Source organism: Undibacterium sp. GW821-FHT07F11 (assembly GCF_059418665.1).
The window spans coordinates 314,935-337,492 of sequence record NZ_JBWKQH010000001.1; the positions used below are offsets into that span (position 1 = coordinate 314,935).

General features: G+C 52.1%; 20 protein-coding genes. 8 read left to right on the top strand and 12 right to left on the bottom strand.

Annotated features, from left to right (window positions below):
- Window positions 1-2 precede the first annotated feature (2 nt).
- Window positions 3-980, bottom strand: coding sequence for an ABC transporter permease (locus AC07OI_RS01360; protein WP_495256037.1), 978 nt, complete (start codon window positions 978-980; stop codon window positions 3-5).
- 246 nt (window positions 981-1,226) lie between these two features.
- On the opposite strand from AC07OI_RS01360, the gene AC07OI_RS01365 reads away from it, so the two are divergent.
- From AC07OI_RS01365 to AC07OI_RS01375, 3 genes are all read left to right on the top strand, one after another.
- Window positions 1,227-1,691: a hypothetical protein gene (locus AC07OI_RS01365; RefSeq protein ID WP_495256038.1), complete on the top strand. Its 465-nt coding sequence runs from the start codon at window positions 1,227-1,229 to the stop codon at window positions 1,689-1,691.
- Window positions 1,692-1,956: 265 nt separating this feature from the next.
- Window positions 1,957-3,153 carry a M20 aminoacylase family protein gene (locus AC07OI_RS01370; RefSeq protein WP_492703875.1) on the top strand — a complete coding sequence of 399 codons (1,197 nt, stop codon included), beginning with the start codon at window positions 1,957-1,959 and terminating at the stop codon, window positions 3,151-3,153.
- 55 nt (window positions 3,154-3,208) lie between these two features.
- The gene (locus AC07OI_RS01375) at window positions 3,209-3,829 is read left to right on the top strand and encodes an ATP-dependent Clp protease proteolytic subunit (RefSeq protein ID WP_492704153.1); all 621 of its coding nucleotides are present in this window, start codon (window positions 3,209-3,211) and stop codon (window positions 3,827-3,829) included.
- A 64-nt stretch (window positions 3,830-3,893) separates the two neighbouring features.
- Here AC07OI_RS01375 and AC07OI_RS01380 read toward each other — a convergent pair whose 3' ends face one another.
- The 9 genes from AC07OI_RS01380 to AC07OI_RS01420 form a co-directional block, all read right to left on the bottom strand.
- Window positions 3,894-5,615: a methyl-accepting chemotaxis protein gene (locus AC07OI_RS01380; RefSeq protein WP_495256039.1), complete on the bottom strand. Its 1,722-nt coding sequence runs from the start codon at window positions 5,613-5,615 to the stop codon at window positions 3,894-3,896.
- A 66-nt stretch (window positions 5,616-5,681) separates the two neighbouring features.
- Window positions 5,682-7,397 carry a methyl-accepting chemotaxis protein gene (locus AC07OI_RS01385; protein WP_495256040.1) on the bottom strand — a complete coding sequence of 572 codons (1,716 nt, stop codon included), beginning with the start codon at window positions 7,395-7,397 and terminating at the stop codon, window positions 5,682-5,684.
- 205 nt (window positions 7,398-7,602) lie between these two features.
- The gene (locus AC07OI_RS01390; RefSeq protein ID WP_495256041.1) at window positions 7,603-8,016 is read right to left on the bottom strand and encodes a type 2 periplasmic-binding domain-containing protein; all 414 of its coding nucleotides are present in this window, start codon (window positions 8,014-8,016) and stop codon (window positions 7,603-7,605) included.
- A gap of 12 nt (window positions 8,017-8,028) precedes the next feature.
- Entirely contained in the window at window positions 8,029-9,222 is a 1,194-nt protein-coding gene (locus AC07OI_RS01395; protein ID WP_495256042.1) for a hypothetical protein, read from the bottom strand.
- A 420-nt stretch (window positions 9,223-9,642) separates the two neighbouring features.
- Window positions 9,643-11,064, bottom strand: coding sequence for a metallophosphoesterase family protein (locus AC07OI_RS01400; RefSeq protein ID WP_492703881.1), 1,422 nt, complete (start codon window positions 11,062-11,064; stop codon window positions 9,643-9,645).
- A 14-nt stretch (window positions 11,065-11,078) separates the two neighbouring features.
- Window positions 11,079-12,257: a serine hydrolase domain-containing protein gene (locus AC07OI_RS01405; RefSeq protein WP_495256043.1), complete on the bottom strand. Its 1,179-nt coding sequence runs from the start codon at window positions 12,255-12,257 to the stop codon at window positions 11,079-11,081.
- A gap of 46 nt (window positions 12,258-12,303) precedes the next feature.
- Window positions 12,304-12,624: an AzlD domain-containing protein gene (locus AC07OI_RS01410; RefSeq protein WP_495256044.1), complete on the bottom strand. Its 321-nt coding sequence runs from the start codon at window positions 12,622-12,624 to the stop codon at window positions 12,304-12,306.
- Window positions 12,621-13,358 (bottom strand): AzlC family ABC transporter permease, encoded by a 738-nt coding sequence (locus tag AC07OI_RS01415; RefSeq protein WP_495256045.1) that lies wholly within the window; start codon window positions 13,356-13,358, stop codon window positions 12,621-12,623. Before AC07OI_RS01415 ends, AC07OI_RS01410 begins: the two co-directional genes overlap by 4 nt.
- Window positions 13,359-13,948: 590 nt before the next feature.
- The gene (locus tag AC07OI_RS01420; RefSeq protein ID WP_495256046.1) at window positions 13,949-14,776 is read right to left on the bottom strand and encodes an AraC family transcriptional regulator; all 828 of its coding nucleotides are present in this window, start codon (window positions 14,774-14,776) and stop codon (window positions 13,949-13,951) included.
- Window positions 14,777-15,301: 525 nt separating this feature from the next.
- Here AC07OI_RS01420 and AC07OI_RS01425 point away from each other — a divergent pair.
- The 5 genes from AC07OI_RS01425 to AC07OI_RS01445 all read left to right on the top strand — a co-directional run bounded on the left by AC07OI_RS01425 (window position 15,302) and on the right by AC07OI_RS01445 (window position 20,668).
- Window positions 15,302-16,903: an ABC transporter ATP-binding protein gene (locus tag AC07OI_RS01425; RefSeq protein ID WP_495256047.1), complete on the top strand. Its 1,602-nt coding sequence runs from the start codon at window positions 15,302-15,304 to the stop codon at window positions 16,901-16,903.
- Window positions 16,896-17,963 carry an ABC transporter permease gene (locus tag AC07OI_RS01430; protein ID WP_495256048.1) on the top strand — a complete coding sequence of 356 codons (1,068 nt, stop codon included), beginning with the start codon at window positions 16,896-16,898 and terminating at the stop codon, window positions 17,961-17,963. Before AC07OI_RS01425 ends, AC07OI_RS01430 begins: the two co-directional genes overlap by 8 nt.
- Before the next feature lie 6 nt (window positions 17,964-17,969).
- Window positions 17,970-18,890: an ABC transporter permease gene (locus AC07OI_RS01435; protein ID WP_495256049.1), complete on the top strand. Its 921-nt coding sequence runs from the start codon at window positions 17,970-17,972 to the stop codon at window positions 18,888-18,890.
- Window positions 18,891-18,959: 69 nt separating this feature from the next.
- Window positions 18,960-20,120: a BMP family ABC transporter substrate-binding protein gene (locus AC07OI_RS01440; protein ID WP_495256050.1), complete on the top strand. Its 1,161-nt coding sequence runs from the start codon at window positions 18,960-18,962 to the stop codon at window positions 20,118-20,120.
- Between the two features lie 152 nt (window positions 20,121-20,272).
- Window positions 20,273-20,668 carry a hypothetical protein gene (locus tag AC07OI_RS01445; RefSeq protein WP_495256051.1) on the top strand — a complete coding sequence of 132 codons (396 nt, stop codon included), beginning with the start codon at window positions 20,273-20,275 and terminating at the stop codon, window positions 20,666-20,668.
- 33 nt (window positions 20,669-20,701) lie between these two features.
- On the opposite strand, the gene AC07OI_RS01450 is transcribed toward AC07OI_RS01445, so the two are convergent.
- Together AC07OI_RS01450 and AC07OI_RS01455 are read right to left on the bottom strand one after the other, a co-directional pair.
- Entirely contained in the window at window positions 20,702-21,628 is a 927-nt protein-coding gene (locus AC07OI_RS01450; protein ID WP_211324215.1) for a LysR family transcriptional regulator, read from the bottom strand.
- Window positions 21,625-22,416, bottom strand: coding sequence for a class II glutamine amidotransferase (locus AC07OI_RS01455; protein ID WP_495256052.1), 792 nt, complete (start codon window positions 22,414-22,416; stop codon window positions 21,625-21,627). Before AC07OI_RS01455 ends, AC07OI_RS01450 begins: the two co-directional genes overlap by 4 nt.
- Window positions 22,417-22,558 lie beyond the last annotated feature (142 nt).

Genomic DNA, 22,558 nt, shown 5'->3' on the forward strand with positions numbered 1-22,558 from the left:
CCTTATCCCCGGCTTTCTGACAAACGCACGCGCGGGTCCAGCAATGAATACACCACATCCACCACGAGGTTAATGAGAATAAACAGGCTGACAATCAACAGCAAATAGGCAACGATGACTGGCCTGTCCAGCACGCGTATGGAATCAATGATGAGCTTGCCCATGCCCGGCCAGGCAAACACTGATTCAGTGACAATCGCAAAGGCGATGATGGAACCAAATTGCAAGGCAATCACGGTGACGATAGGGATAAGGATATTCTTGAGTACATGCACGCCGATGATGCGGCTATTGCGCAGACCCTTGGCACGGGCAAAGCGCACATAGTCTTGCAGCAGGGCTTCTTGCGCACCTGAGCGCGTCAGACGTATCACCATGGCGATATTGAAGAGCGCAAGGTTCAGCGCAGGCAAGAGCAAATGCTTGAGGCCATCGATACTCAAGAAACTCACAGGTATGCCCAGCAAGAGTGTCGTCTCGCCACGTCCGCTGGAAGGCAGCCAGCCGAGTTGCACGGCAAATACCATGATCAACATCAACCCTACCCAGAAGGTAGGCAGGGAGAAACCCAGTATCGATACCGCCATGATGCTTTTTGCAGCAATGCTGTCTGGCCGCAAGCCGGCCAGCAAACCCAGCGGTATGCCCAGCACGATTGCAATCAAGATGGCAAATACGGCCAGTTCCAGCGTGGCTGGCATGCGTTCCAGGATCAGGCCCAGGGCAGGAGTCGCGTAAGCGAAGGAGCGCCCCATGTCACCAGCCAGGGCATTTTTGAGAAATAGCCAGTATTGCTGCGGCAGGCTCTGGTCCAGGCCAAAGGCAGCGATGATGCGCAGGCGCTCCGCTTGATCTGCCTCAGGGCTGATCAGGATATCGATGGGATTGCCTATTGCATGCACGCCGGCAAATACCAGCAGTGACATGAGCAACAAAACAGCCAGGCTTTGCAGCAAGCGGCGCAAGATGAATGCCGGCATGTATCAGGCCTGCCTTGCCATCATATGCAGATATAAGCGCAGATACAGGGAAGCCGCATGGGCTGGCCCATGGCTGGTTTTCCGGCATGAAAGTTTCATGAGTATCTTCATTGCATCTGTATGTCTTGTATTGAAATTTTAAGGAATTTTACAGGCTTTACTCTAGCCTCGTGCGAGCTGTGCCATCTGCTACACTAGGCAAGCTGCAAGCCCTGCCTGAAAATTTCCCTGTATAACTGAGCTTACATGCCCATCATCAAGCGTATTACCCTGCATCTCTTCCTGATCCTGCTTGTCCTGATACTGCCGCCTTTAGTGTATGACTACATCAGCCACACCAGCCTCAGTACTGTACCTGGCATGCTCATGCTGGGTGCATTCAGTTACCCGGCGTATTTTTCATATCTGGTAACGCGTCTGCATAGTGCTCGCGCCAGACTCATTTTGCTGCACTTGATCACACTGCTGACGATCTCTTTCTTCATGCTTGTGGCCAGTGGTAGTTCCACCCCGTTGATCGTGGTCTTGTTGCCCGCCATCCTGGGTTTGGGTACGCTGCCCGTGGCTGTCATTGCCAGGCTATGCAAACAAAAAACGCTGGCAATCAACTGCCTGTGGAGCAGCCTGGTATCCGGGCCTATAGGTCTGGCCCTGAGTATGCTGGCCATTTATGGCATGGGCATGAGTGCCATGTCGGGGATGCGCTGGTAAGATAAGTCCTCTGGGCAAGCCAGTCAAAGCAGTTTTGGTAGTATGGATATGCGATCCTGGAATAGCTTGACTAGCAACCAGTTTGCCCGGAATCTGGTATCTTTCTCTATACTGAAGAAACATGTCGTAGGCAGGTATAGAGACGCATACCATGCTGACTATCATTTTTCTTATCAACAGGATAACATCCTGAAAAGAATAGCTTGCGTATATCTGCCAGTAGCTTGTTGCCAGCGCAGTAATGAAACGCAATCCGGAGACAAAAATGAACCTGATCGATCCTATCGTCCAATTCCAGGCTGAAATCCAGCAAATCCGGCGCGATATCCATGCCCACCCGGAACTTTGCTTTGAAGAACACCGTACTTCAGAAGTCGTTGCGCAAAAGCTGGAAGCCTGGGGCATACCCATCATCCGTGGTCTGGCAGGCACAGGCATCGTCGGGGTACTCAAGAATGGTACTAGCGAACGGGCCATAGGTTTGCGGGCTGACATGGATGCCCTGCCCATGCAGGAGATCAATACCTTTGCCCATACCTCAAAACACGATGGAAAAATGCATGCCTGCGGCCATGATGGCCACACCGCCATGCTGCTGGGGGCGGCACATTATCTGTCCAAGTATAAAGAATTTGATGGCACGGTCTATCTGATCTTCCAGCCTGCCGAAGAAGGTGGCGGCGGTGCACGGCGCATGATAGAAGAAGGCATGTTCGACAAATACCCCATGGATGCAGTCTTTGGCATGCATAACTGGCCGGGCGCGGCGGTAGGCACTTTTGGTATCACACCCGGCCCCATGATGGCGTCATCGAATGAATTTGAAGTGATTGTCAGAGGCAAGGGCGCCCATGCGGCGCAGCCGCACAAGGGCATAGACCCGATTATCGTGGCGATACAAATGGCGCAAAGCTGGCAAACCATCGTCAGCCGCAATGCCAGCCCGCTGGAGTCAGCCGTCCTGTCGGTCACACAAATCCATTCTGGCAGCGCCACCAATGTCATCCCGGACGAAGCGACACTGATAGGCACAGTACGCGCCTTCAGTACGGAAATGATAGACCTCATAGAAAAACGCATGCGTACCATCGCCGAACATACGGCTGCGGCTTTTGATGCCCAGGTGGATTTCCGCTTCAAGCGCAATTACCCGCCCTTGATCAATCATGCCAAGGAAACTGCCTTTGCGGCCGAAGTCATGCGCAGCGTGGTGGGTGCAGACAAGGTTGATGACCAGGTAGAACCCACCATGGGCGCGGAAGATTTTTCTTTCATGCTGCAGGCCAAACCAGGCTGCTATGTCTTTTTGGGCAATGGTGACGGTGGACACCGGGACATGGGCCACGGCCTCGGGCCTTGCAACTTGCACAACCCCAGCTATGACTTTAATGATGATTTGCTGCCCATAGGCGCAACTTATTGGGTCAGGCTGGCAGAAGCCTACTTGAAAAAAACTGCCTGAGCAGCCATCTAGACAACCTGGAATGACATAAAATCATCCCCCATATTTACCAAAAATTTACCGAAATTCAACCAGATCAGATAAGAAGACTTTCATGGCCGACGAAAAAGAGAATAACGAATCACAAGCACGCAGCCCTTTCCTCGAAGAAAAGGCCTTTAAATCCCGTACTGTGCTGGTATTTGGCACCATCAACGACAAACTGGCATCAGAAATCTCCCAGCGTCTGATCGCCCTGTCGGCAGAGTCCAAAGAGCCTATCACCATCCTGGTCTCTTCCCCCGGCGGCCATGTGGAATCTGGCGATGTCATCCATGACATCATCAAGTTCATTGATGCCCCAGTAAATATTGTTGGCACTGGCTGGGTAGGTAGTGCAGCAGTGAATGTGTTCCTGTCGGTACCTAAAGAGCGCCGTGTCTGTCTGCCAAATACCCGCTTTTTGATACACCAGCCTAGCGGTGGTTTTGGTGGCCAGGCAACAGATATTGCTATCCAGGCACGTGAAATCGTCAAGATACGCGAACGCATCGCTGCCCTGATCGCCAGAGAATCAGGTCAGTCACTGGAAAAAGTCACTGCAGACATAGACCGCGATTACTGGATGAGTGCTACTGAAGCCAAGGAATATGGCCTGGTGTCCCGTATCATCATCAAGCAAAGCGAACTGTCTTGAATTTTCATTTTTAAACTTCGCTGAACATCAAAAAAGCCACGGCTTGCCGTGGCTTTTTTTGTACTTAAAACTCTTCCCAATCATCTGCAGCTGCCACCACCGGCTCTTTTCTCGCCGGCGCAGGCTTGACGGTTTTAGCAACCGGCTTGGGCAAGCTGCGCACCACAGGTCTTTCACTGGCACTTTTTACTGGTGCTGACCTGGCAGTTGGCACAGGTTTGTTACTGACGACCTGTCCCTGATCAAGCTTGAAGACACTGACGATGCGGCTCAGGTTTTGTGCCTGGTTTTGCAGGGCACCGGCTGCGGCGGCGGCCTCTTCCACCAGGGCAGCATTTTGCTGCGTCATTTCATCCATCTGCGTCACTGCGACATTGATCTGTTCTATGCCAGCACTTTGCTCGGTACCAGCCGCGGTGATTTCACTGATGATGTCACTGACGCGCTTGACACTGTCGACCACTTCTTTCATGGTTTCACCCGCCTGATCAACCAGGCGCGTACCTTGCCCCACTTTATCGACAGAATCGTTGATCAATTCCTTGATTTCCTTGGCGGCACTGGCTGAACGCTGTGCCAGGTTGCGTACTTCTGATGCGACCACCGCAAACCCGCGCCCCTGCTCACCGGCACGTGCTGCTTCTACCGCCGCATTCAGCGCCAGGATATTGGTCTGGAAAGCGATGCCATCAATGACGGCAATGATATCGACAATCTTTTTCGAGGATTCATTGATGGAGCCCATGGTATCAACCACCTGCGACACCACATCGCCACCTTTTTGCGCTACCGCAGAAGCCGAATGCGATAACTGATTGGCCTGGCGTGCATTGTCACTATTGTGCTTGATGGTGGAAGTAATCTCCTCCATGGACGAAGCAGTTTCTTCCAGCGAGCTGGCCTGGTTTTCGGTGCGCCTGGATAAATCCAGATTACCATTTGCAATCTCGGTGGTGGCCGTGGCGATTTCATCCGTGCCCTGGCGTACTTCGGTCACCACTTGCAACAGACTCTGGTTCATTTCCTTCAGAGCCTGTAATAACAAACCGGTTTCATCACTGGTATTCGATTGAATATTACTGGTCAGATCGCCAGCAGCTACGGTTTGCGCCACCTTGACAGCATCTTGCAAGGGACGCGAGACGATACGGGCAATTGCATAAGCCAGCATCATGCCAAGCAAAATACTGATGGCAAGGACTACAATAATCAGGGTGCGCGAAGACTGATAAGCTTCCGTGCCCTTCTTGTAAGCATCAACGCCGCCGTCAACATTGGTCTTGACCATAGCATCAACCAGGCCACGCACCTTGGTATTGAGTTTGGATGAGTCGCCGCGCATCAGGCTCATGGCATCCTTGCCATTGCCTTCGCGCGCCAGAGCCATGATCTTGTCGGAAATTTGCAGATATTCCCCCATGGATTTACTATATTCGGCAAATTGTTTCTTTTCTTCGGGATCGGCAACCAGACGCCCGTATTCCGCTTCATTTTCTTTTAACCCGGCAATAGCTTCCTTGGTGCGGCCTATGTACTTTTCCACTTCTTCAGGGTTTTCAGCCGAGACCAGTTGCGCTTCCTGAGAACGAATACGCGAAACTCTTTCCTTGATACCCATGGCGGCATTCACGCTGGGCATCCAGTTGGTACCCAGTTCATAGGCATTCTGATTCACCTTGGCCAGCATAGTGATAGAAAACACTCCGAGGAAAATCGTCAGCAACAAAAGCAAACCAAAGCCTATGAATAGTTTGGCTGAAATTCTTAGGTTATAAAACGTCTTCATCACAACTCCCGGTAAAAGGGTCTACGACATGCCGAAAAACGCTCCCTGACAAGTCGGGCAAGATCCTCAGAACTCTTCCCAATCCTGCTCTGCCTTGGCCAATTCACGTTCTTTTGCTGCAGCTTTCACTTGCGGCAACTTGCGTACGCTGCTGCCCGGCCTCTGGGTTTGGGCAGACAGTTTTGCAGCGGGTTTTACTGCCTGGGGCTGGTAGCCAGAAGCAGTCTGCACACCGTGGAGTTTGAACACGCCGACAACCCGGCTCAAATTGGCAGCCTGCTCCTGCAAAGCGCCTGCCGCTGCGGCTGCTTCTTCCACCAGAGCAGCGTTCTGTTGGGTGACCTGATCCATTTGTATGATGGCAGTATTGATCTGGTCTATGCCTGAGCTTTGCTCGGCACCAGCCGCCGTAATTTCACTGATGATATCGCTGACGCGCTTGACGCTGTCTACCACTTCCTGCATGGTGACACCTGCTTCATCGACGAGTCGTGTACCCAGATCGACTTTTTCTACCGAGTCATTGATGAGTGTCTTGATTTCTTTGGCTGCACTGGCTGAGCGCTGCGCCAGATTGCGCACTTCTGATGCAACCACCGCAAACCCGCGTCCTTGCTCACCGGCACGTGCTGCTTCTACCGCTGCATTCAGCGCCAGGATATTGGTCTGGAAAGCGATGCCATCAATGACGGCAATGATATCGACAATCTTTTTCGACGATTCATTGATGGAACCCATGGTATCCACCACTTGCGACACCACGCTACCACCCTTTTGCGCTACCGCAGAAGCCGAATGCGATAACTGATTGGCCTGGCGCGCATTGTCACTATTATGTTTGACAGTAGAGGTCAGTTCTTCCATGGAAGATGCCGTTTCTTCCAGTGAACCGGCCTGGCTTTCGGTGCGTGCCGACAAGTCCATATTGCCATTGGCAATTTCGGTCGAAGCCGTGGCGATCAGATCGGTACCCGTCCTGACTTCACTGACTACCGATAACAGGCTGGCATTCATTTCCTTCAGGGCTTGCAAAAGTTCGCCGGTTTCATCTTTGGTCTTGACCTCAATATCACTGGTCAGATCACCGGAAGCCACTGTCTTGGCTACTCTGACTGCTTCTTGCAGAGGGCGGGCAACCACCCTGGCAATCCAGTAAGCCAGTAACAAACCAAGGGCAATGGTCACGACAATGAGGCTGAGTATCAAGTTTCTGGAATTGGCATAAATTTGCTCACCCATGCGATATTCGGCGATACCTCCGTCGGAATTGATCTGCACCATCTTGTCGGCCAGCACCAACATATCTGCATTCAGTTTTGATGACTCGCCGCGCAAGGTCGTGCGTGCTTCTTCCATATTGCCGGCATTGGCCTGGGCGGTCAGTTTTTTTGCCTCGACTACATAGCGTTCCCACAGTTTGCTGTAGTCGGCAAAGGACTTTTTTTCCTCATCCGTGCTTATGAGTTTGGCATAGTCCCCCTCATACTTCTTCAACTCAGCAACATAGTCTTGCCAGCGCTTTTCGTATTTTTTCAAATTCGCTTCATCACCTGCCGACATGACTATCTGCATTTCCTGGGTGCGCAAACGTGAAATTCTTTCCTTGATACCCATGGCAGCATTTACGCTCGGCATCCAGTTGGTGCCCAGTTCCAGTGCTGTACCGTTCACCCGCGATAATTGATAAACCGAAAAACCGCCGAGAAATACAGTAAGCAGTAAAAGAAGTATGAAACCAACAAACAGCTTGGCAGAGATCCTGAGGTTATAGAACAATTTCATGACGAGTCCTTTATGGTAAAGAACAACAAAATTGCAGAGAGGAAAAACAGGAAGGGATGCTATGACTATATATCTAGTTTTAGGAAGATTTGTTGCAGATTGCAAATTTCCCGCTGGTAATTTGAATAAACCCGGCAAAAGCGTGGCAAAAAAAAGAAAGCTGACCAGCAGCTTTCTTTCAGGTAACTGAAAATGTAAAAAAAGATCAAGGCAAGACTGTAACAACCTTGACTGTAGCATCCACAGCCGAGCGTTCTATATAACCTATGCCGGTGGGATTGGCAGCCACGGCTTTTTTTACTTCCGCGCTATTGTGCATTTCTTTCGGTGCCGTACCCTTGCCTGTAAAAACCAGCTTGGACCAGATTGTCTTTACTTCAGACAAATCCTTGTCGGCTACTTTTTTGTAAAACTCGGCACGCAGAGGCGAATTATCTGGCAAGTCCACAGGCGTGAACATGGGCGATTTCCCCAGAAAGAATTGGGAAGCCTGGGCGGCAGTCATTGCCGTTGCCGGGTTAGCAGTATTCACAATGACGACCAGTTCTGCAGCATGCGCCATAGAAGTGCCGGTCATGACGGTTGCGGCCAACAATAAATGTGTAAATAACTTATTCATCGTGCCTCTCCATCAAAATACAAAATCAACGACTGCTGCAAATACGGTCACCGGGCCTTTGAAGCCAGGCTTGGCATTGATAAATACGCCGGGGCCATTATCGGGTGACATCCTGTCCAACTGCAGTTTCAAAGCGGCAGATTTATGAAAATCCCAACGCACACCTATGCTATTGCTGGACTGTATAGGTGAAGCCGATGCCAGGCCATTGGCACCCAGTGTATACGGCAGCAAAGGGCCGGTAGTTGGCAAGCCAGCGACAGTGCGTGGACTGTCTTGCGTTGCTGATGCGTGCACGACATAAGGCAGGAAACTGCCCATGCGGTAACCGAACATGGTGTACCAGGATGTGGTGTCAGCGATAGACAGGCTGGCAGATTTACGTTTGCCATATTCAGCCTGTACTACCATACTCTTCCAGTCCACACCCAGACCTACTGAAGTGAAAGAAGCTTTGGTGTCATTCACTGCAATCGCATTCGCGGCAGAGGCAAAACCGAACTTCGTCAAGCCAGTAACCAGGGTGTTGAGGTTAGTGGAATTATCGACAGTGACATTTGCATCAACGCGACCAAAACGGAAAGTAAAAGGACCGTTTTCAGCAACGATATTGACACTCGATACCTTTTTGAATTTCGCCGTAAAGCCACCACGGTTGTCTGCATCAGTGACACCATAAGCAACCTGTGCAGTCACAGCTGTATCACCAAAATTGGTCTGGTACAGTACATCTGCACCATCCAGGCTTTCCAGCGTAACCTGGGTATACATTTCCACTGGCGGACGCAACATGGTGTTGGCGTAGCCAACATTGCGATAATCAGAAATCATATAGACAGGCAGGCCAACGCGGCCCACACGTATATTCAGGTTCTCAGAAACTTTGGCTTTGGCAAATGCCCAGGCCAGTTCTGCACCAAAATTGTCCGTCACATTTTTACGTACCAGACCCTGGCCAGTAAAAGACAGCCAGTCATTCATTTTTGCTGTGACTTGCAAACCAAGGTTGGAATCCACCCCGGTTTTTGCACCACTGGTGACACCTGCCAATTGATTTGGACGGGCAAATTCTGCGTCCGAAGTATTGCTGCGCGTGAGTGCAGCAGTACCAAATCCACTGATGGTGATGTTCGATGTGTCCTCAGCCCAGGCGGCGGATACTGCCGATGTCATCGCCAATAGGGTGATAAAAGGCTTCAATTTCATGCTATCTCCTTGAAAGTTTCCACATTGTAAGTTTTATTTATCAGGCAGATTTAGACTGTTTCCTCGATGAAACTTTTAAAGAAATTGCACAATAACAACGCAACAGATAACAATAAAACACTGACTTATTTGATGCCTGCTAGGAGATGCTTGAAGGAAATATACATATTGACCAGCCTTTTCAAATTAGGTGATAGCAAGACTTACAAGAAGTCATTTCACCATTTCTTGCACTTTCCGTGGCGAATTGCCTACAAATTCAGGATCATTAAATCAACAGAATTGAAATGAAAATAAGCATTTGTGCCAAATGAGTGCACAGTCTGATAGTGAAAAATTTACGCCTGAGGCGTAAAAAAACCTGAGCAAAAATCACTCAGGTTTTTTTATTTCTGCATTCTTTAAAGGAGTAAAACAGACTTACATGTTCTTGCATTCAGTCTTTTTGCCTTGCATACGGCATTCGGTCATCAATTTACCGCGTTTGTTCCAGGCCTGCACTTTCCAGCTATGCTGTTCACGCTCCATGACCATGAAGCCGACTTCATTTGAATTGCTGAAGTAGTCGAGTCTGGCTTCTGTGTATGGCGTGGAGTTCGCCGCCAGCGGTGTGGGCAAGGGGGTGTCCAAAGAAGAACCACCATTACCCGCTACAAATTGCACGGGATGATCTGTACTGAAAGTCAAAGCCTCAAACAAATGTACATGGCCAGCCAGCGTCGCCTGCACCTTGGATGGAAACAGTCGTGTGGTATTCAGAGTCTGCATGATGTCTTGCATGGCGAGATTACCAGGGAAGATATTCAGTGGCCCGTCTTTTTTACGTTCCGCAGCAAACGCCAATACAGGATGGTGATCAATAAAGATATTGAAATCTGCACTTTCTGCCAGCGTGTTGACGGCCTTGAACTGATCCATATAAAACTGGTAGGCAGCATCGGTTTTTGCCAGTGGCTTGATAGGTACTTTGGCAGAGTCAAAGACGATGAGTTGCGCCTGTTCGCTGCCCACGCGTCCCAAAGGTACGGCATAAGGGTCGCTGTAATCGCCACGCAAATCATCTTTATCGAGTACACAATCACGGCCTGCCTGCAAAGGACGCGGGTCCATGAGACGCCACCAGCCCTGGCCTGCGCGCACACAGGTTTCATGGTTGCCGCGCACGACTACCCAGGGTGCCGCTTTTAACAATGCAGTGGCAGGGGAAAAGAAATCTGCCTGCCAGGTATCCCAGCCATAACCCCAGGGGCTGCCTGCGCATTCCTTGTTACCTTCGGGGCAGGCATTTTCGCGGTAGTGATAATCACCAACATGTACGACCAGATCAGGCTTGAAGCGCGCCGCCGTTTCCACCATTTCACGGAAAGCCCATTTCTCACTGTCATTACAAGACTGGAAGTAATTGTCAGCCACTTTCAAACGGCAACCTGTATCGCCAATGACGATGATTTTCTGCGCCACTGGCTTGGGGAGGGGCAAATCACGGCCTGCAACGCTTGCTGTTTTGGTGCTTGTCAGCAAGGGCGCTTCGCAGACCAGCACAGGGAAGGAAGATGGCTTGCTGTCTTCCGGTTTGCTGGCCGTCTTGCGCAAAGGCAGAGTGTCTGTCCCTGCCCTGAGACTCATGCTTGCAGCATTGCCATCCTGCATCAGGGCCGGACATGTAGTATCTGTCGTAATGGCTCTGGCGATGGCTTGCCCGTTTTCACCAATAACAACCCAGGCAGTTTGCAACTTACTGGCTTGTTCACTTTGTATGGTAACGCTGCTGCATGCGACCAGCAGGCTGCTGATTGCCACCGCACTTATCAGGCGCAGCTTGGGTATCGCGTGAAAATCCATTTTTCCCTCTCTATTTATTTTAATCCTAATGCCTCATATGCCAGCCTCTTAAAATCAAAAGAGAACGGATGCCAGAAACTCATTAATCTTTGCGTCATCAATACCCCGGCAACATTATGGCGAGGAGATATCCACCAATGGGTACCGGCAATGCCGCCCCATTCAAACTCACCTGTCCCAGCTGGTGGATCTATTGATGAAGGCCGCAGAGTGACCGCTCCCCCAAAACCAAAACCCTTGTCCGGTACATCTCCCACTCCGGGAAAAGCAATGCCTGTACCTGCAGGCAAATGGTTTTGCATCATCAGTTTGATAGTCTCAGGCCTGAGCAAAGTATCGCCATCCGGCATGAAGCTGCGCATCATTGCCAACATATCCTGCATGCTTGATACCAGGCCACCGCCGCCGGACAGTCGTGCCACCGGCGTTGTGAAAGCCCCGGGATAAGGTGATTTGTCCAGCTTGCGCAAGCCACGCTGCAAGATATTTTGCGGATCGGTTCCAGCATAGTAAGAGGCCAGCCTGTCCAGTTTGTGTTCAGGCACAACAAAGCTGGTGTCATGCATGGCCAGGGGGTTCAAGATGCGCAATTGCAGGAAACGGTCAAAGCTCATGCCACTGACTACTTCGACCAACCGCGCCAATACATCAGTAGCTATCGAATATTCCCAGGCTTCACCGGGATGAAAACTCAGTGGCAATTCTGCCAGCACATCCATCATCTCGGCCAGACTGGTAAAGGCATTCATGACCCGCTTTTCGTTGTAGGCCTTGTACATGACCGTGCCATGATCGAGCAGGCCATAACTTAAACCGGCAGTATGGTTCAGCAAATGTCTGATGGTAATCTTGCTGCGCGCTGGCTCGGTATCATTGATGTCAGTCGCTCCAGGTTTGAGTACCCGCAGGTGCGCCAGTTGCGGCAGAAATTCTTCTGCAGGCTGGTCGAGTTCCAGTTTGCCATCTTCCATCAGCAGCAAGACTGCTATTGAGGTAATCAGCTTGGTATTGGAAAACACCCGGAACAGATGATCATCCCGCATGGGCGTCTGGCTTTCGCGGTCTGCCCATCCTGTGCAGTGCTGATGCACCAACTCGCGCCCGACCAACACCGCCGTCGAGACACCGGACAGAATTTGCCTGTCCACATATTTTTGCATCGCGGCGTTAACCGTGCTGAAGTCGTAAGTCATTTGCTGAATGCTGAAAGCGATAAAGCATACATATTAGCGCAAGGACTTAACTCAACATATATTGCCAGCTAAAGAACACCATCAGCCCAACGATGATAGTCGCCAATTGATGCCTGGTCACCGCACACAGCAAGGCTGCTACAGTTGCTGCCACCAGTTGCGGATTGCGCCAGCTCAATTCCAGCTCCTTGCCATGCGGTGACAAGGTCATGGGAACGATGATGGCTGTCAGCACCGTCACTGGCACAAACTCCAGCGCCTTTTTCAGGTTGCCGGAAAATGCCACACGGTCACCGAGAATGAAAATCAGCGCCTTGACCAGAAAGGTGATGATGGCCATGCCCAGGATAGTCAAAGTGATATTCATGCCTGCTCCACTACGATTTGTTTTTCTTTATTGTCTTGTTTACTAAAGCGCGACACCAGCATGCCAGTCGCCACCCCAAAGGCAATCGCCACCAGCAAACCCAGCTTGTAAGGCAAGTGCTGCAAGGCGTAGGCAGTGCTGCCAGCGACAATGGCCGCCAGCAAATGCGGGCGCTTGAACAATTGCGGCACGACTATCGCAATGAAAGTTGCCACCATGGCAAAGTCCAGGCCCAGGGTCTGCAATTGCGGGAATATCGCCCCGAACATCAGGCCTATCAGCGTCCAGACTTGCCAGTTGGCGTACATGGACAAGCCAGAACCCAGGAAATACCAGTGCCCCAATGCGTTGTCTGGATGCTGGCGGTAATAGCGGTCAACCACGGCAAAGCTTTCATCGGTCAGCAAAAACCCCAGCCCCCAGCGCCAGCGCCTTGGCAAATGGCGGACATGCGGCATGAGGGCGGCCGCATACAGCATGTGACGCAAATTAACGATAAAAGTCGCCAGCCAGATCACCAGCATGCCAGTGTGGCTGGCAATGAGGCCAGTAGCAATGAACTGGCTGGACCCGGCGAACACTGCCAGCGACATCAACTGCCCCTGCCAGGCTTGCATTTGTGCCGTGGCGACCAGGGTGCCAAAGATCATGCCGAAAGGGGCGGCACCGACCAGCATGGGGACGGTGTCGCGGACTCCAGCGGTGAAGTGCTTCATTCTTGTGCTTGAGAGCATGGGGTGATTCCATATTGCATTGCGATTGAATGGGATCTTGCCTGTTAATTCGGGAATGGGCTTGTACGTTCTTGCGGTTTGGGGGCGATAACCAAAATAAGATTCAACTAGCTCTGAACGAAGCTGTATCCTTAATTATCCAGCCGCAATTTTAAAAACGTCATTCCAGCGTGCTTTTGGCTGGAATCCAGCGGCGTTCGCTGCATATCGTGAACTACATTGACTTCAGATCCGTAGTTTTGCGCTCCTGCAATTCAAATACTTGCACGCGTCATTTGAGATTGCAGGCCGGGGGTAGCCCGGCAGCTACTCACTTTTCTTGCTGTCGCCAAGAAAAGTAAGCAAAAGAAGGCGACCCAGGCGTCGCTGCCCCCTAAAGGGGGTTCCCTTTGCTGCGAGGCAAAAAATGGGAAATGCCCGAAACTCGCTTCGCTCAAACAACGGTCATTTCTTAATCCATTTTTTGCCTCGCAGCAAAGGCATCGACACATGGGAACTGCGAACGTCAAAAACAACAGCAACCCCAACGTCAACACAACCTATACTTTTATAGCTACAAGCAGGATTAATCTCCAATTTGTCTAGAGCCATCAAACCCGCCATCTCCCCGGCGCAACCCCAAACGCCCGCTTAAAATGCCGCGTGAAATGGCTCTGGTCCGCAAACCCCGTCATCGTCGCAATCTCAGTCACTGACAAATTCTGCCGCAACAAACTCTGGGCGCGGTTCAACCTCAATTGATTACGCCAGGCATGTGGTGGCATGCCAGTCGTGCGGGAAAACAGACGGGCTGCGTAGAAACTGGACAGACCTACCTCTTGCGCCAGCTCGGTCAGGCTGATGGCGGCGCTGAGGTCTTCGCTAAGTCGGGATTTCATGATTTCTACCCTCGCTGCATCAGGCAGAACGGTTTGTACAGCCGGACGCGTGCGGGCGTAGCGCGACAGCATCAGGGCAAAGCCTGCGGTCAGAGCGTTTTCGGCTGCGAGCGGATCGCTACCCGCTTCCAGCAAACGGTGTGCAAAGGCAAGTTGGGCAGAGACTTCGGCATCCTCTATTACTCCATCAGGTAACCAGGGGACGCCGACCGCGCTGCCTGCCATGTCGCTGGCTAGCTGCTGCATCCAGTCTACCGACGGATAAAAGGCGCGGTAAGCCCAACCATGCTCGGTTGCCCTTTCACCTGTATGCACTTCGCCGGGATTGATGGCAGCGATGCAACCAACTGAGGCCAGGCAGCGGCTGCCGCGATAGCGATAGGTTTGTGCGCCAGACTGTATGACGGGGATGGAAAAGCTCTCATGCCAGTGCGGGGCAAACTCTTGCGCGAAATATTCAGCCGTCAGCAACTCAGCATCCGGCAGCAGCGGGCTGCGCCAGAAATGGGCGTCGTCACGGAAGGTGGCTGGTTTGTCCATGCAGGAAGAAATGCTGTAAAGGTCTGATTATTAAGGGCTATTCTATACTTAGTCAGTTAATCGTACATTCAGCCGCACAATACATTTGCCTGAAAACAATTCGTTCACAAAATTTTGTATGCGAGGTTTTTGCTGATGCTGGAAAACAACGCAAACAGGCGCAGGAAAAAATTTACATGATTTCTGTAGATTTTAAATTGCATAGGCAATTTTCATCTTGCACCAAATGACAAATAGATTTTGAATTTGCGCTGAGCAGCCACTTATAATGTCAGGCAAATGTCCAGCATGTCGCCTGCGTGATGTGCAGCCAGGGGCTTACTCCCTAGTCTAGTGGACTGTAACAGTGGAAATCGAGAGCGAAGGACATGTGCCCGGCGAATCAGGGCAAGGTGCAAAGCGGAGAGATAGCGGGGCTATCGCGAGCATTTGCAACACAGCCATGATCGTCGCGCATGTGGCAAGCACTCCGATTTCCACTGTTACAGTTCACTAAAATTTCAACCACCGGATGGAAAGGTCAAAGTGACTTCTGCTGCTTCACCCATATTGCCCAGGCTGGAACTGACCGACATCTGTAAACGCTATCCGGCAGTCATTGCCAATGATGGCGTCAGGCTACAGGTGGCACCCGGTGAAATCCATGCGGTGCTGGGTGAGAATGGTGCGGGCAAATCGACGCTGATGAAAATCATCTTTGGTGCCGTCAAGCCAGATTCAGGCACGGTGCGCTGGAATGGCCAGGAAGTCAGAGTAGCGACACCGCAGGATGCGCGCAAGCTGGGCATTGCCATGGTGTTCCAGCATTTCTCCCTGTTTGATACTCTGACCGTGGCCGAGAACATCGCTCTGGGACTGGACCAGAATGTGAATATGCTGGAGCTGGCCGAACAGATCGCCAGGACCGGTGAAAACTATGGCCTGGAACTGGAACCACACCGCCATGTGCATACCTTGTCAGTTGGTGAGAGACAGCGCGTGGAAATCGTGCGCGCCCTGCTGACCAAACCGCAATTGCTGATCCTTGATGAGCCAACCTCGGTACTGACACCGCAAGCAGTACAAAAACTGTTTGTCACTTTGCGCAAGATTGCATCCGAGGGCTGCAGCATCTTGTATATCAGCCACAAGCTAGATGAAATCCGTGAACTCTGCCATAGCGCCACCGTCATGCGTGCGGGCAAGGTCACCGGGCATTGCGACCCGGCGCAGGAAACTGCTGCCAGCCTGTCGCGCATGATGATAGGTGAGGACTTGCCACCATCTGCCCATACCGAGCCAGTCACCCTGGGTGAATCGCGTTTGCTGATCAGGCAATTGAGCCTGCCCAAGGCGCATGCCTTTGCTACGGCGCTCGAAGACATACAACTGGAATTATTCGGCGGTGAAATCGTAGGCATCGCCGGTGTATCCGGCAATGGTCAGCAAGAACTGCTGGCTGCATTATCTGGTGAAGACAGACGTGCAGCACCACAGATGATAGAACTCAAAGGTAAACCAGTAGGCAACCGTGGTCCCGAGAGCAGGCGCAAGCTGGGCCAGAGCCTGGTACCGGAAGAAAGACTGGGCCGTGGCGCAGTGCCCGAGATGAGCCTGACCAGCAACATGCTGTTGTCGCATCAGCATGCCCCATTTGTCAACAAGGGCATGATTAATTTTCGCCATACGATACAGGCAGCGGCGGACATCATTGCCCGCTTCCGCGTCAAGGCTGGCGGACCCGCGGCACTGGCGCGCAGCCTGTCGGGCGGCAATCTGCAAAAGTTTATTGTGGGCCGCGAAATCACGCGCCAGCCTGACGTGTTCATCGTCGCCCAGCCAACCTGGGGCGTGGATGTGGGTGCGGCGGCGCAAATTCATGATGAGATACGCAAGCTCAAGCAGGCTGGTTGCGCGGTGCTGGTGATCTCGGAAGAACTCGATGAATTGTTTGAATTATGTGATCGCATGCATGTCATCGCCAAGGGCCGTTTGTCACCATCGATAGCAACAGCCAGCGCGACCAGGGAAAAGATAGGATTGTGGATGAGTGGTTTGTGGGAAGAATGGACAACGGCAGAAACCGTGTCCCTCGGTAAAACCGGTGGCAGCCGCAAAAAAAGAACCGCGCGGGGTGAGCATGCTTAAGCTGGAATTGCGTGCCGCCAGCTCGCGTAGCATGGCTTATCTTTCTCCTGTGCTGGCTTTATTGCTGACCATCTTTTTCGGTGCACTGTTATTCATGGCACTGGGCAAAAACCCCTGGACTGGCTTGCAGGTATTTTTGATAGAGCCGATACGCAACAAAGCCGCCATCGCCGAATTATTATTGAAGACCACGCCACTGGTCTTGTGCGCGCTGGGGCTGTCGGTCTGTTACCGCGCCAATGTCTGGAACATCGGTGCTGAAGGTCAATTGATTGCCGGTGGTCTGGCCGCGGGCAGCACCATATTGTTTTTTGATACCGGCACGCCAGGTTTATCGGGTGGCATGGTTTTGTTGCTGGCAACTTGCGCGGGCGTGATCGGTGGCGCCTTGTGGGCATCCATCACTGCCTTGCTGCGTGACCGCTTCAATGCCAATGAGATTCTGGTATCACTAATGCTGACCTATATCGCGCAATTGCTGCTGATGTATGCCGTCAATGGCCCGCTGAAAGACCCGCATGGCATGAATTTTCCGCAGTCCAAGGTGTTTTCCAGTGATTACCTGTTGCCGCATCTGTTCTCGGGCAGCCGCCTGCATATTGGCTTTATCGTCATGCTGGTCGCCAGTGGCTTGATGGCCGTGTTTGTGTATCGCAGCTTTGCTGGTTACCGCTTGACGGTAGGCGGTCTGGCACCGCTGGCGGCGCGCTATGCAGGTTTTTCCAGCCGGCGTGCCTTGTGGACTTCATTGCTGATATCCGGTGGTTTCGCTGGCATGGCAGGTGCTTTTGAAGTGGCCGGGCCGATAGGCCAGGTCTTGCCTTCCATCTCGCCGGGTTATGGTTTTGCCGCCATCATCGTGGCCTTCATTGGCCGCTTGAATCCCATAGGCACCATCTTTGGTGGCCTGGTGCTGTCGCTGTTTTATCTCGGCGGAGAAATGGCGCAATCGCGCCTGGGCCTGCCTTCTGCCATCACCGGTCTGTTCCAGGGCATGCTGTTGTTTTTGCTGCTGGCTTGCGACACCCTGATCAATTACCGCCTGCGTTGGCAGAAATAAGCGACCATGGAAAATTTTGCTGCACTTATCGCCGCCTCCATCAACTCCGGTACACCGCTACTGATAGCGGCGCTCGGCCTGCTGATCAATGAGCGTGCAGGCGTGCTCAATCTTGGTGCCGAAGGCATGATGCTGGTGGCTGCCATCACAGGTTTTGCCGTGGCCCACCAGACCCATATGCCCTGGCTGGGTTTTGTCGCTGGTGCAGTTGCCGGCATGTTGATGGCGACCCTGTTTGCCTGGCTGGCACTGGTGCTGGTGACCAATCAGGTGGCAACTGGTCTCGCCTTGTCCATCTTTGGTGCTGGCCTGTCGGCCTTCATAGGGCAGTCTTTCGTTGGCCAGTCCCTGCCTGCCGGGCCACATGGCATACCGTTTTTATCGGACATCCCCTTCCTCGGCAAAGCTCTGTTTGACCAGCATATGGCTGTGTATTTTGGTCTCTTGCTGTGCGGCGGCATTATCTGGTTCTTGTACCGCAGCCGTGCTGGCCTGGTTTTGAGATCGGTGGGTGAATCGCCAGAATCTGCCCATGCCCTGGGTTATCCTGTGCGCAAGATACGTTTCCTGGCATTGTTGTTTAGCGGTGCCTGCTGCGGTATCGCTGGCGCTTACCTGTCAGTCGTGTATACACCGATGTGGGTGGAAGGCCTGGTTGCCGGGCGCGGCTGGATCGCACTGGCGCTGACGACTTTTGCCACCTGGCGTCCGGCACGGGTCTTGCTGGGTGCTTTACTGTTTGGCAGCGTGACGATTTTGCAGTTTCATTTCCAGGCGATAGGCATAGCCCTTCCATCGGAAATTTTATCCATGCTGCCGTATCTGGCGACGATTATCGTGCTGGTATTGATCTCGCGTAACCCTGACTGGATACGCCTGAACATGCCCGCCTCACTGGGCAAGCCTTTCCGCCCGGGGTCTGCTTAAGTATCTATAGATGTCATTTGCTGTGCGTTTTTTTGATTACAACTGAAAATCAAACCAAGGAAGCTATCCATGAAAATCTCTCGCAGAAAAACCCTGGCAGCCGCGCTGTCCCTGGCTATTGTCGGTCTTGCTGGCTGTGGCCAGAAAGAAGAAAGCAAATCCGCCAGCGCCAGTGCAGCGACGCCTGCACCAGCCAGCAGCGCTGCAACGCCAGCGGCAGCCGCCGAGCCCTTGAAAGTCGGCTTCATCTATGTAGGCCCGGTAGGTGATGCAGGCTGGACTTATGCCCATGATGCTGGCCGCAAGGCAGTGGAAGCCAAGTTTGGCGACAAGGTTAAAACCACTTTTGTCGAGAACGTGCCAGAAAGCGCGGCAGATGCAGAACGCGTGATCCGTGACCTCGCCAATCAGGGTAACAAAGTCATCTTTGGCACCACCTTTGGTTATATGGAAGCCATGCTCAAAGTCGCCAAGGATTTTCCTGATGTGAAGTTTGAACACGCAACAGGCTACAAAACTGCCGACAATCTGGCGCAATATGATGTGCGCACTTATGAAGGCGCTTACCTCGCCGGTGTAGCTGCAGGCAAGCTGAGCAAGTCTGGCAAACTCGGCGTGGTTGGCTCCATCCCTATCCCTGAAGTGCTGCGCAATATCAACTCCTTCACGCTGGGTGCACGCTCTGTGAACCCCAAGGCCACCACCAAGGTAGTCTGGGTCAATAAATGGTTTGACCCAGGCAAGGAACGCGAAGCCGCCAGCACCCTGATAGGCCAGGGCGTGGACGTACTCATGCAAAACACTGACTCCGCCGCGGTCGTACAAACCGCCGAAGAAAAAGGCGTCTACGCGTTTGGCTGGGACAGTGACATGAGCAAGTTCGGCGCCAAAGCCCATGTGGCTGCATCCGTGATTGACTGGGGCGTGTACTACACCAAGCGCGTCGATGAAGTACTCAACAAAACATGGAAATCAGACACCACCTGGTGGGGCCTGAAAGAAAACATGATAGACCTGAAGGCCTTTAACAGCAGCCTGTCAGACGAAGTCAAAAAGCTCATCGCCGACAAACGCCAGGGCGTCATCGACGGCACAGGCCCGATCTGGAAAGGGCCGATCAAGGACAATACTGGTAAAGAAGTATTGGGCAAGGATGCAGTGGCGGATGACAAGTTCCTGCATGACATCAAGTTTTATGTCGAGGGTGTTGAGGGGAAAGTGCCGGGTTGATGTAGGGCACTGTTCCCTTCAAGACCAAAGATACTGTGTTTCATTTAGAATGCGGCTCACAATTGTGGGCCGCATTTTTATAGTTGCTTGTTAAGACAGAGTTTTTAGAGGAAACAGTGAAAGAATCAATACCAGCAGGATGGACCGATGACATGAACATCGTCCTTCCAGAAAACAAAACTCTTGAAGAAGTCGTTACTCTAGTCATTTCAATGGGAATGAAGGGGGCCGACTATGGGCTTGTTCACGACGCACTTATCGAAGAGCTTGGGGTTTCATGTGACGACGCTGCTCTCGCATGGGATAGAGTTCATGGAGGCATAGTTCGCGCTTCAACAGGAAGAAGGGAGAACTGTCCAAATAAAACAAAAGACCCACTTGCATGGTTGAGTTTCCAGCAAGCGAGCAACGATATTTCTATTATTTCGTCGCTATACCCGCAATATGCCAAGCCAATTGTCGAGAAACCCCAATACGTTAAACCGGTTATTAACAAACTGGCATACGCTGATAGAACCGATGCGAAACCTTGGTGGAAGTTTTGGTAGTATCTTCAAATATGAAGCTTCTACGTGCTTGCGTTAAACCATCACCTTAGCCGAAGCCTCCGCCACTATCCTTCGTAACCACTGCACCTCCGCCGCCGCATGCGCACGTTCATGCCAGAGCATGAAAAACTTCATCTTGGGCACGGTAATCGGCATGGGCAAGACTTCTATCGGCCAGTCCCTGGCGCATTGCACGGCGAAGCTGCGGCTGGTGGTGAAGATGAGGTCGGTGCGTGAGAGTACGTAAGGGACCATGCCGAAGTAAGGGATGGTCATCTGTATCTTGCGTTTCAGGCCCTGCTCTGCGAGTGCGGTGTCGATGATGCTGCGGTGGCCCATCATGTAGGGCGTGGGGGCCAGGTGGGCCATTTCCAGATAGTATTTGATCGACAAACCCTTGCTGACGACCGGGTGTTTGCGATTCACCATGCACACTACTTCATCTTCAAACAATTGCGCCAGATGCAGGTGGGGTGGCAGGTCAGGCCAGTTGCCGATGACGCAATCGAGTTCGCCACTTTCCAGCCCGGCAGCATAATCAAAACCGGCATTCAGGGCATGCACGGTCAAACCGGCATTGGGGGCCTGTTCGCGCAGTTTTTCTATGATGAGTGGGATCAGCAGGGCGCTCAGGTAATCCGGTGCACCGAGGTGGAAAATGCGCTGGGTTGAGGCAGGCATGAAAGCAGGTGCCGGGCTGGCGATGCTTTCCAGCACATTCAAACCCTGTCGTGCCAACAACAATAGTTCTTCACCGCGCTCAGTCGCGGTCATGCCGTTCTTGCCGCGCACCAGAATGGCATCCCCCGTGATTTCGCGCAGGCGTTTCAGCATATTGCTGATGGCGGGTTGCGATTGCCCCAGCTTCATGGCGGTGCGGGTGACGCTGCGTTCAGTTAGCAGAGTATGCAGGACACGCAAGAGATTGGTGTCCAGCTGATCCATCAAACGCTGGCTCATGCTGTGGCCCCAGACAGTGAAAGAGGCAATACATCCCCATCAACAAATACCAGCATTTGACCAGATGCACATTGTGTCCAGCTTTCATTGGTGGTCAGAGGTTCGGTGACAATGATGGCAACCTTGTCGGCAGGCGTGGTCACCTGGGAAAAATCCACAGCCACGTCTTCATCCGTCAAGGCGGCGGTACTGAAGGGATGCTGGCGCACGATGTAGTACAGCTTGGTCGAACAGTGAGTGAACAAGGCTTCGCCATTCGAGAGCATCATATTGAAAGTGCCATAGCTGGCGATTTCTGCCGTAATTTCATGCATGAATTGCGCCAGTTGTTGCACGGATGGCAATTGCTCGCCAAAGTGACGGCGCATACGTTGCAGCAGGTAACAGAATGCCCGCTCACTGTCGGTATTGCCAACCGGCTGGAAACTGCCATCCAGCACAGGGGCAAATTCCTTCAGATCGCCATTATGGGCAAATACCCAGTAACGGCCCCAGCATTCACGCACGAATGGGTGACAGTTTTCCAGGCTGACCTGGCCCTGGGTAGCCTTGCGTATGTGGGCAATGACATTCTTGGATTTGATGGGATAACGTTTGATGAGCTCAGCCACTGGCGAGTCAACCGCTGACTGGTGATCAACAAACAGGCGTACGCCGCTGCCTTCAAAGAAAGCGATACCCCAGCCGTCCTTGTGCTCGTCAGTCAAACCGCCGCGTGTTGCAAACCCGGTAAAACTGAAAACGATATCAGTCGGGGTATTGCAGTTCATTCCTAGTAATTGACACATGATGCATATAGTGAAAACAGTTTGCACATACCTTACCATAGGCAAACCCGCTTATTATTCCCATCTATATAAGATTTTGAAGTTTGCTTATGTTATTTGCGGACAGCTTTGATGGCAAAACAACGGTCAGCAGCATAAGCAG

What these genes read in the sequence shown, in the direction of transcription:
- AC07OI_RS01360 (WP_495256037.1), bottom strand. Translation starts at nt 980, where the DNA reads ATGCCGGCATTCATCTTGCGCCGCTTGCTGCAAAGCCTGGCTGTTTTG.
- AC07OI_RS01365 (WP_495256038.1), top strand. Translation starts at nt 1,227, where the DNA reads ATGCCCATCATCAAGCGTATTACCCTGCATCTCTTCCTGATCCTGCTT.
- AC07OI_RS01370 (WP_492703875.1), top strand. Translation starts at nt 1,957, where the DNA reads ATGAACCTGATCGATCCTATCGTCCAATTCCAGGCTGAAATCCAGCAA.
- AC07OI_RS01380 (WP_495256039.1), bottom strand. Translation starts at nt 5,615, where the DNA reads ATGAAGACGTTTTATAACCTAAGAATTTCAGCCAAACTATTCATAGGC.
- AC07OI_RS01385 (WP_495256040.1), bottom strand. Translation starts at nt 7,397, where the DNA reads ATGAAATTGTTCTATAACCTCAGGATCTCTGCCAAGCTGTTTGTTGGT.
- AC07OI_RS01390 (WP_495256041.1), bottom strand. Translation starts at nt 8,016, where the DNA reads ATGAATAAGTTATTTACACATTTATTGTTGGCCGCAACCGTCATGACC.
- AC07OI_RS01395 (WP_495256042.1), bottom strand. Translation starts at nt 9,222, where the DNA reads ATGAAATTGAAGCCTTTTATCACCCTATTGGCGATGACATCGGCAGTA.
- AC07OI_RS01400 (WP_492703881.1), bottom strand. Translation starts at nt 11,064, where the DNA reads ATGGATTTTCACGCGATACCCAAGCTGCGCCTGATAAGTGCGGTGGCA.
- AC07OI_RS01405 (WP_495256043.1), bottom strand. Translation starts at nt 12,257, where the DNA reads ATGACTTACGACTTCAGCACGGTTAACGCCGCGATGCAAAAATATGTG.
- AC07OI_RS01410 (WP_495256044.1), bottom strand. Translation starts at nt 12,624, where the DNA reads ATGAATATCACTTTGACTATCCTGGGCATGGCCATCATCACCTTTCTG.
- AC07OI_RS01415 (WP_495256045.1), bottom strand. Translation starts at nt 13,358, where the DNA reads ATGCTCTCAAGCACAAGAATGAAGCACTTCACCGCTGGAGTCCGCGAC.
- AC07OI_RS01420 (WP_495256046.1), bottom strand. Translation starts at nt 14,776, where the DNA reads ATGGACAAACCAGCCACCTTCCGTGACGACGCCCATTTCTGGCGCAGC.
- AC07OI_RS01430 (WP_495256048.1), top strand. Translation starts at nt 16,896, where the DNA reads ATGCTTAAGCTGGAATTGCGTGCCGCCAGCTCGCGTAGCATGGCTTAT.
- AC07OI_RS01435 (WP_495256049.1), top strand. Translation starts at nt 17,970, where the DNA reads ATGGAAAATTTTGCTGCACTTATCGCCGCCTCCATCAACTCCGGTACA.
- AC07OI_RS01440 (WP_495256050.1), top strand. Translation starts at nt 18,960, where the DNA reads ATGAAAATCTCTCGCAGAAAAACCCTGGCAGCCGCGCTGTCCCTGGCT.
- AC07OI_RS01445 (WP_495256051.1), top strand. Translation starts at nt 20,273, where the DNA reads ATGAACATCGTCCTTCCAGAAAACAAAACTCTTGAAGAAGTCGTTACT.
- AC07OI_RS01450 (WP_211324215.1), bottom strand. Translation starts at nt 21,628, where the DNA reads ATGAGCCAGCGTTTGATGGATCAGCTGGACACCAATCTCTTGCGTGTC.
- AC07OI_RS01455 (WP_495256052.1), bottom strand. Translation starts at nt 22,416, where the DNA reads ATGTGTCAATTACTAGGAATGAACTGCAATACCCCGACTGATATCGTT.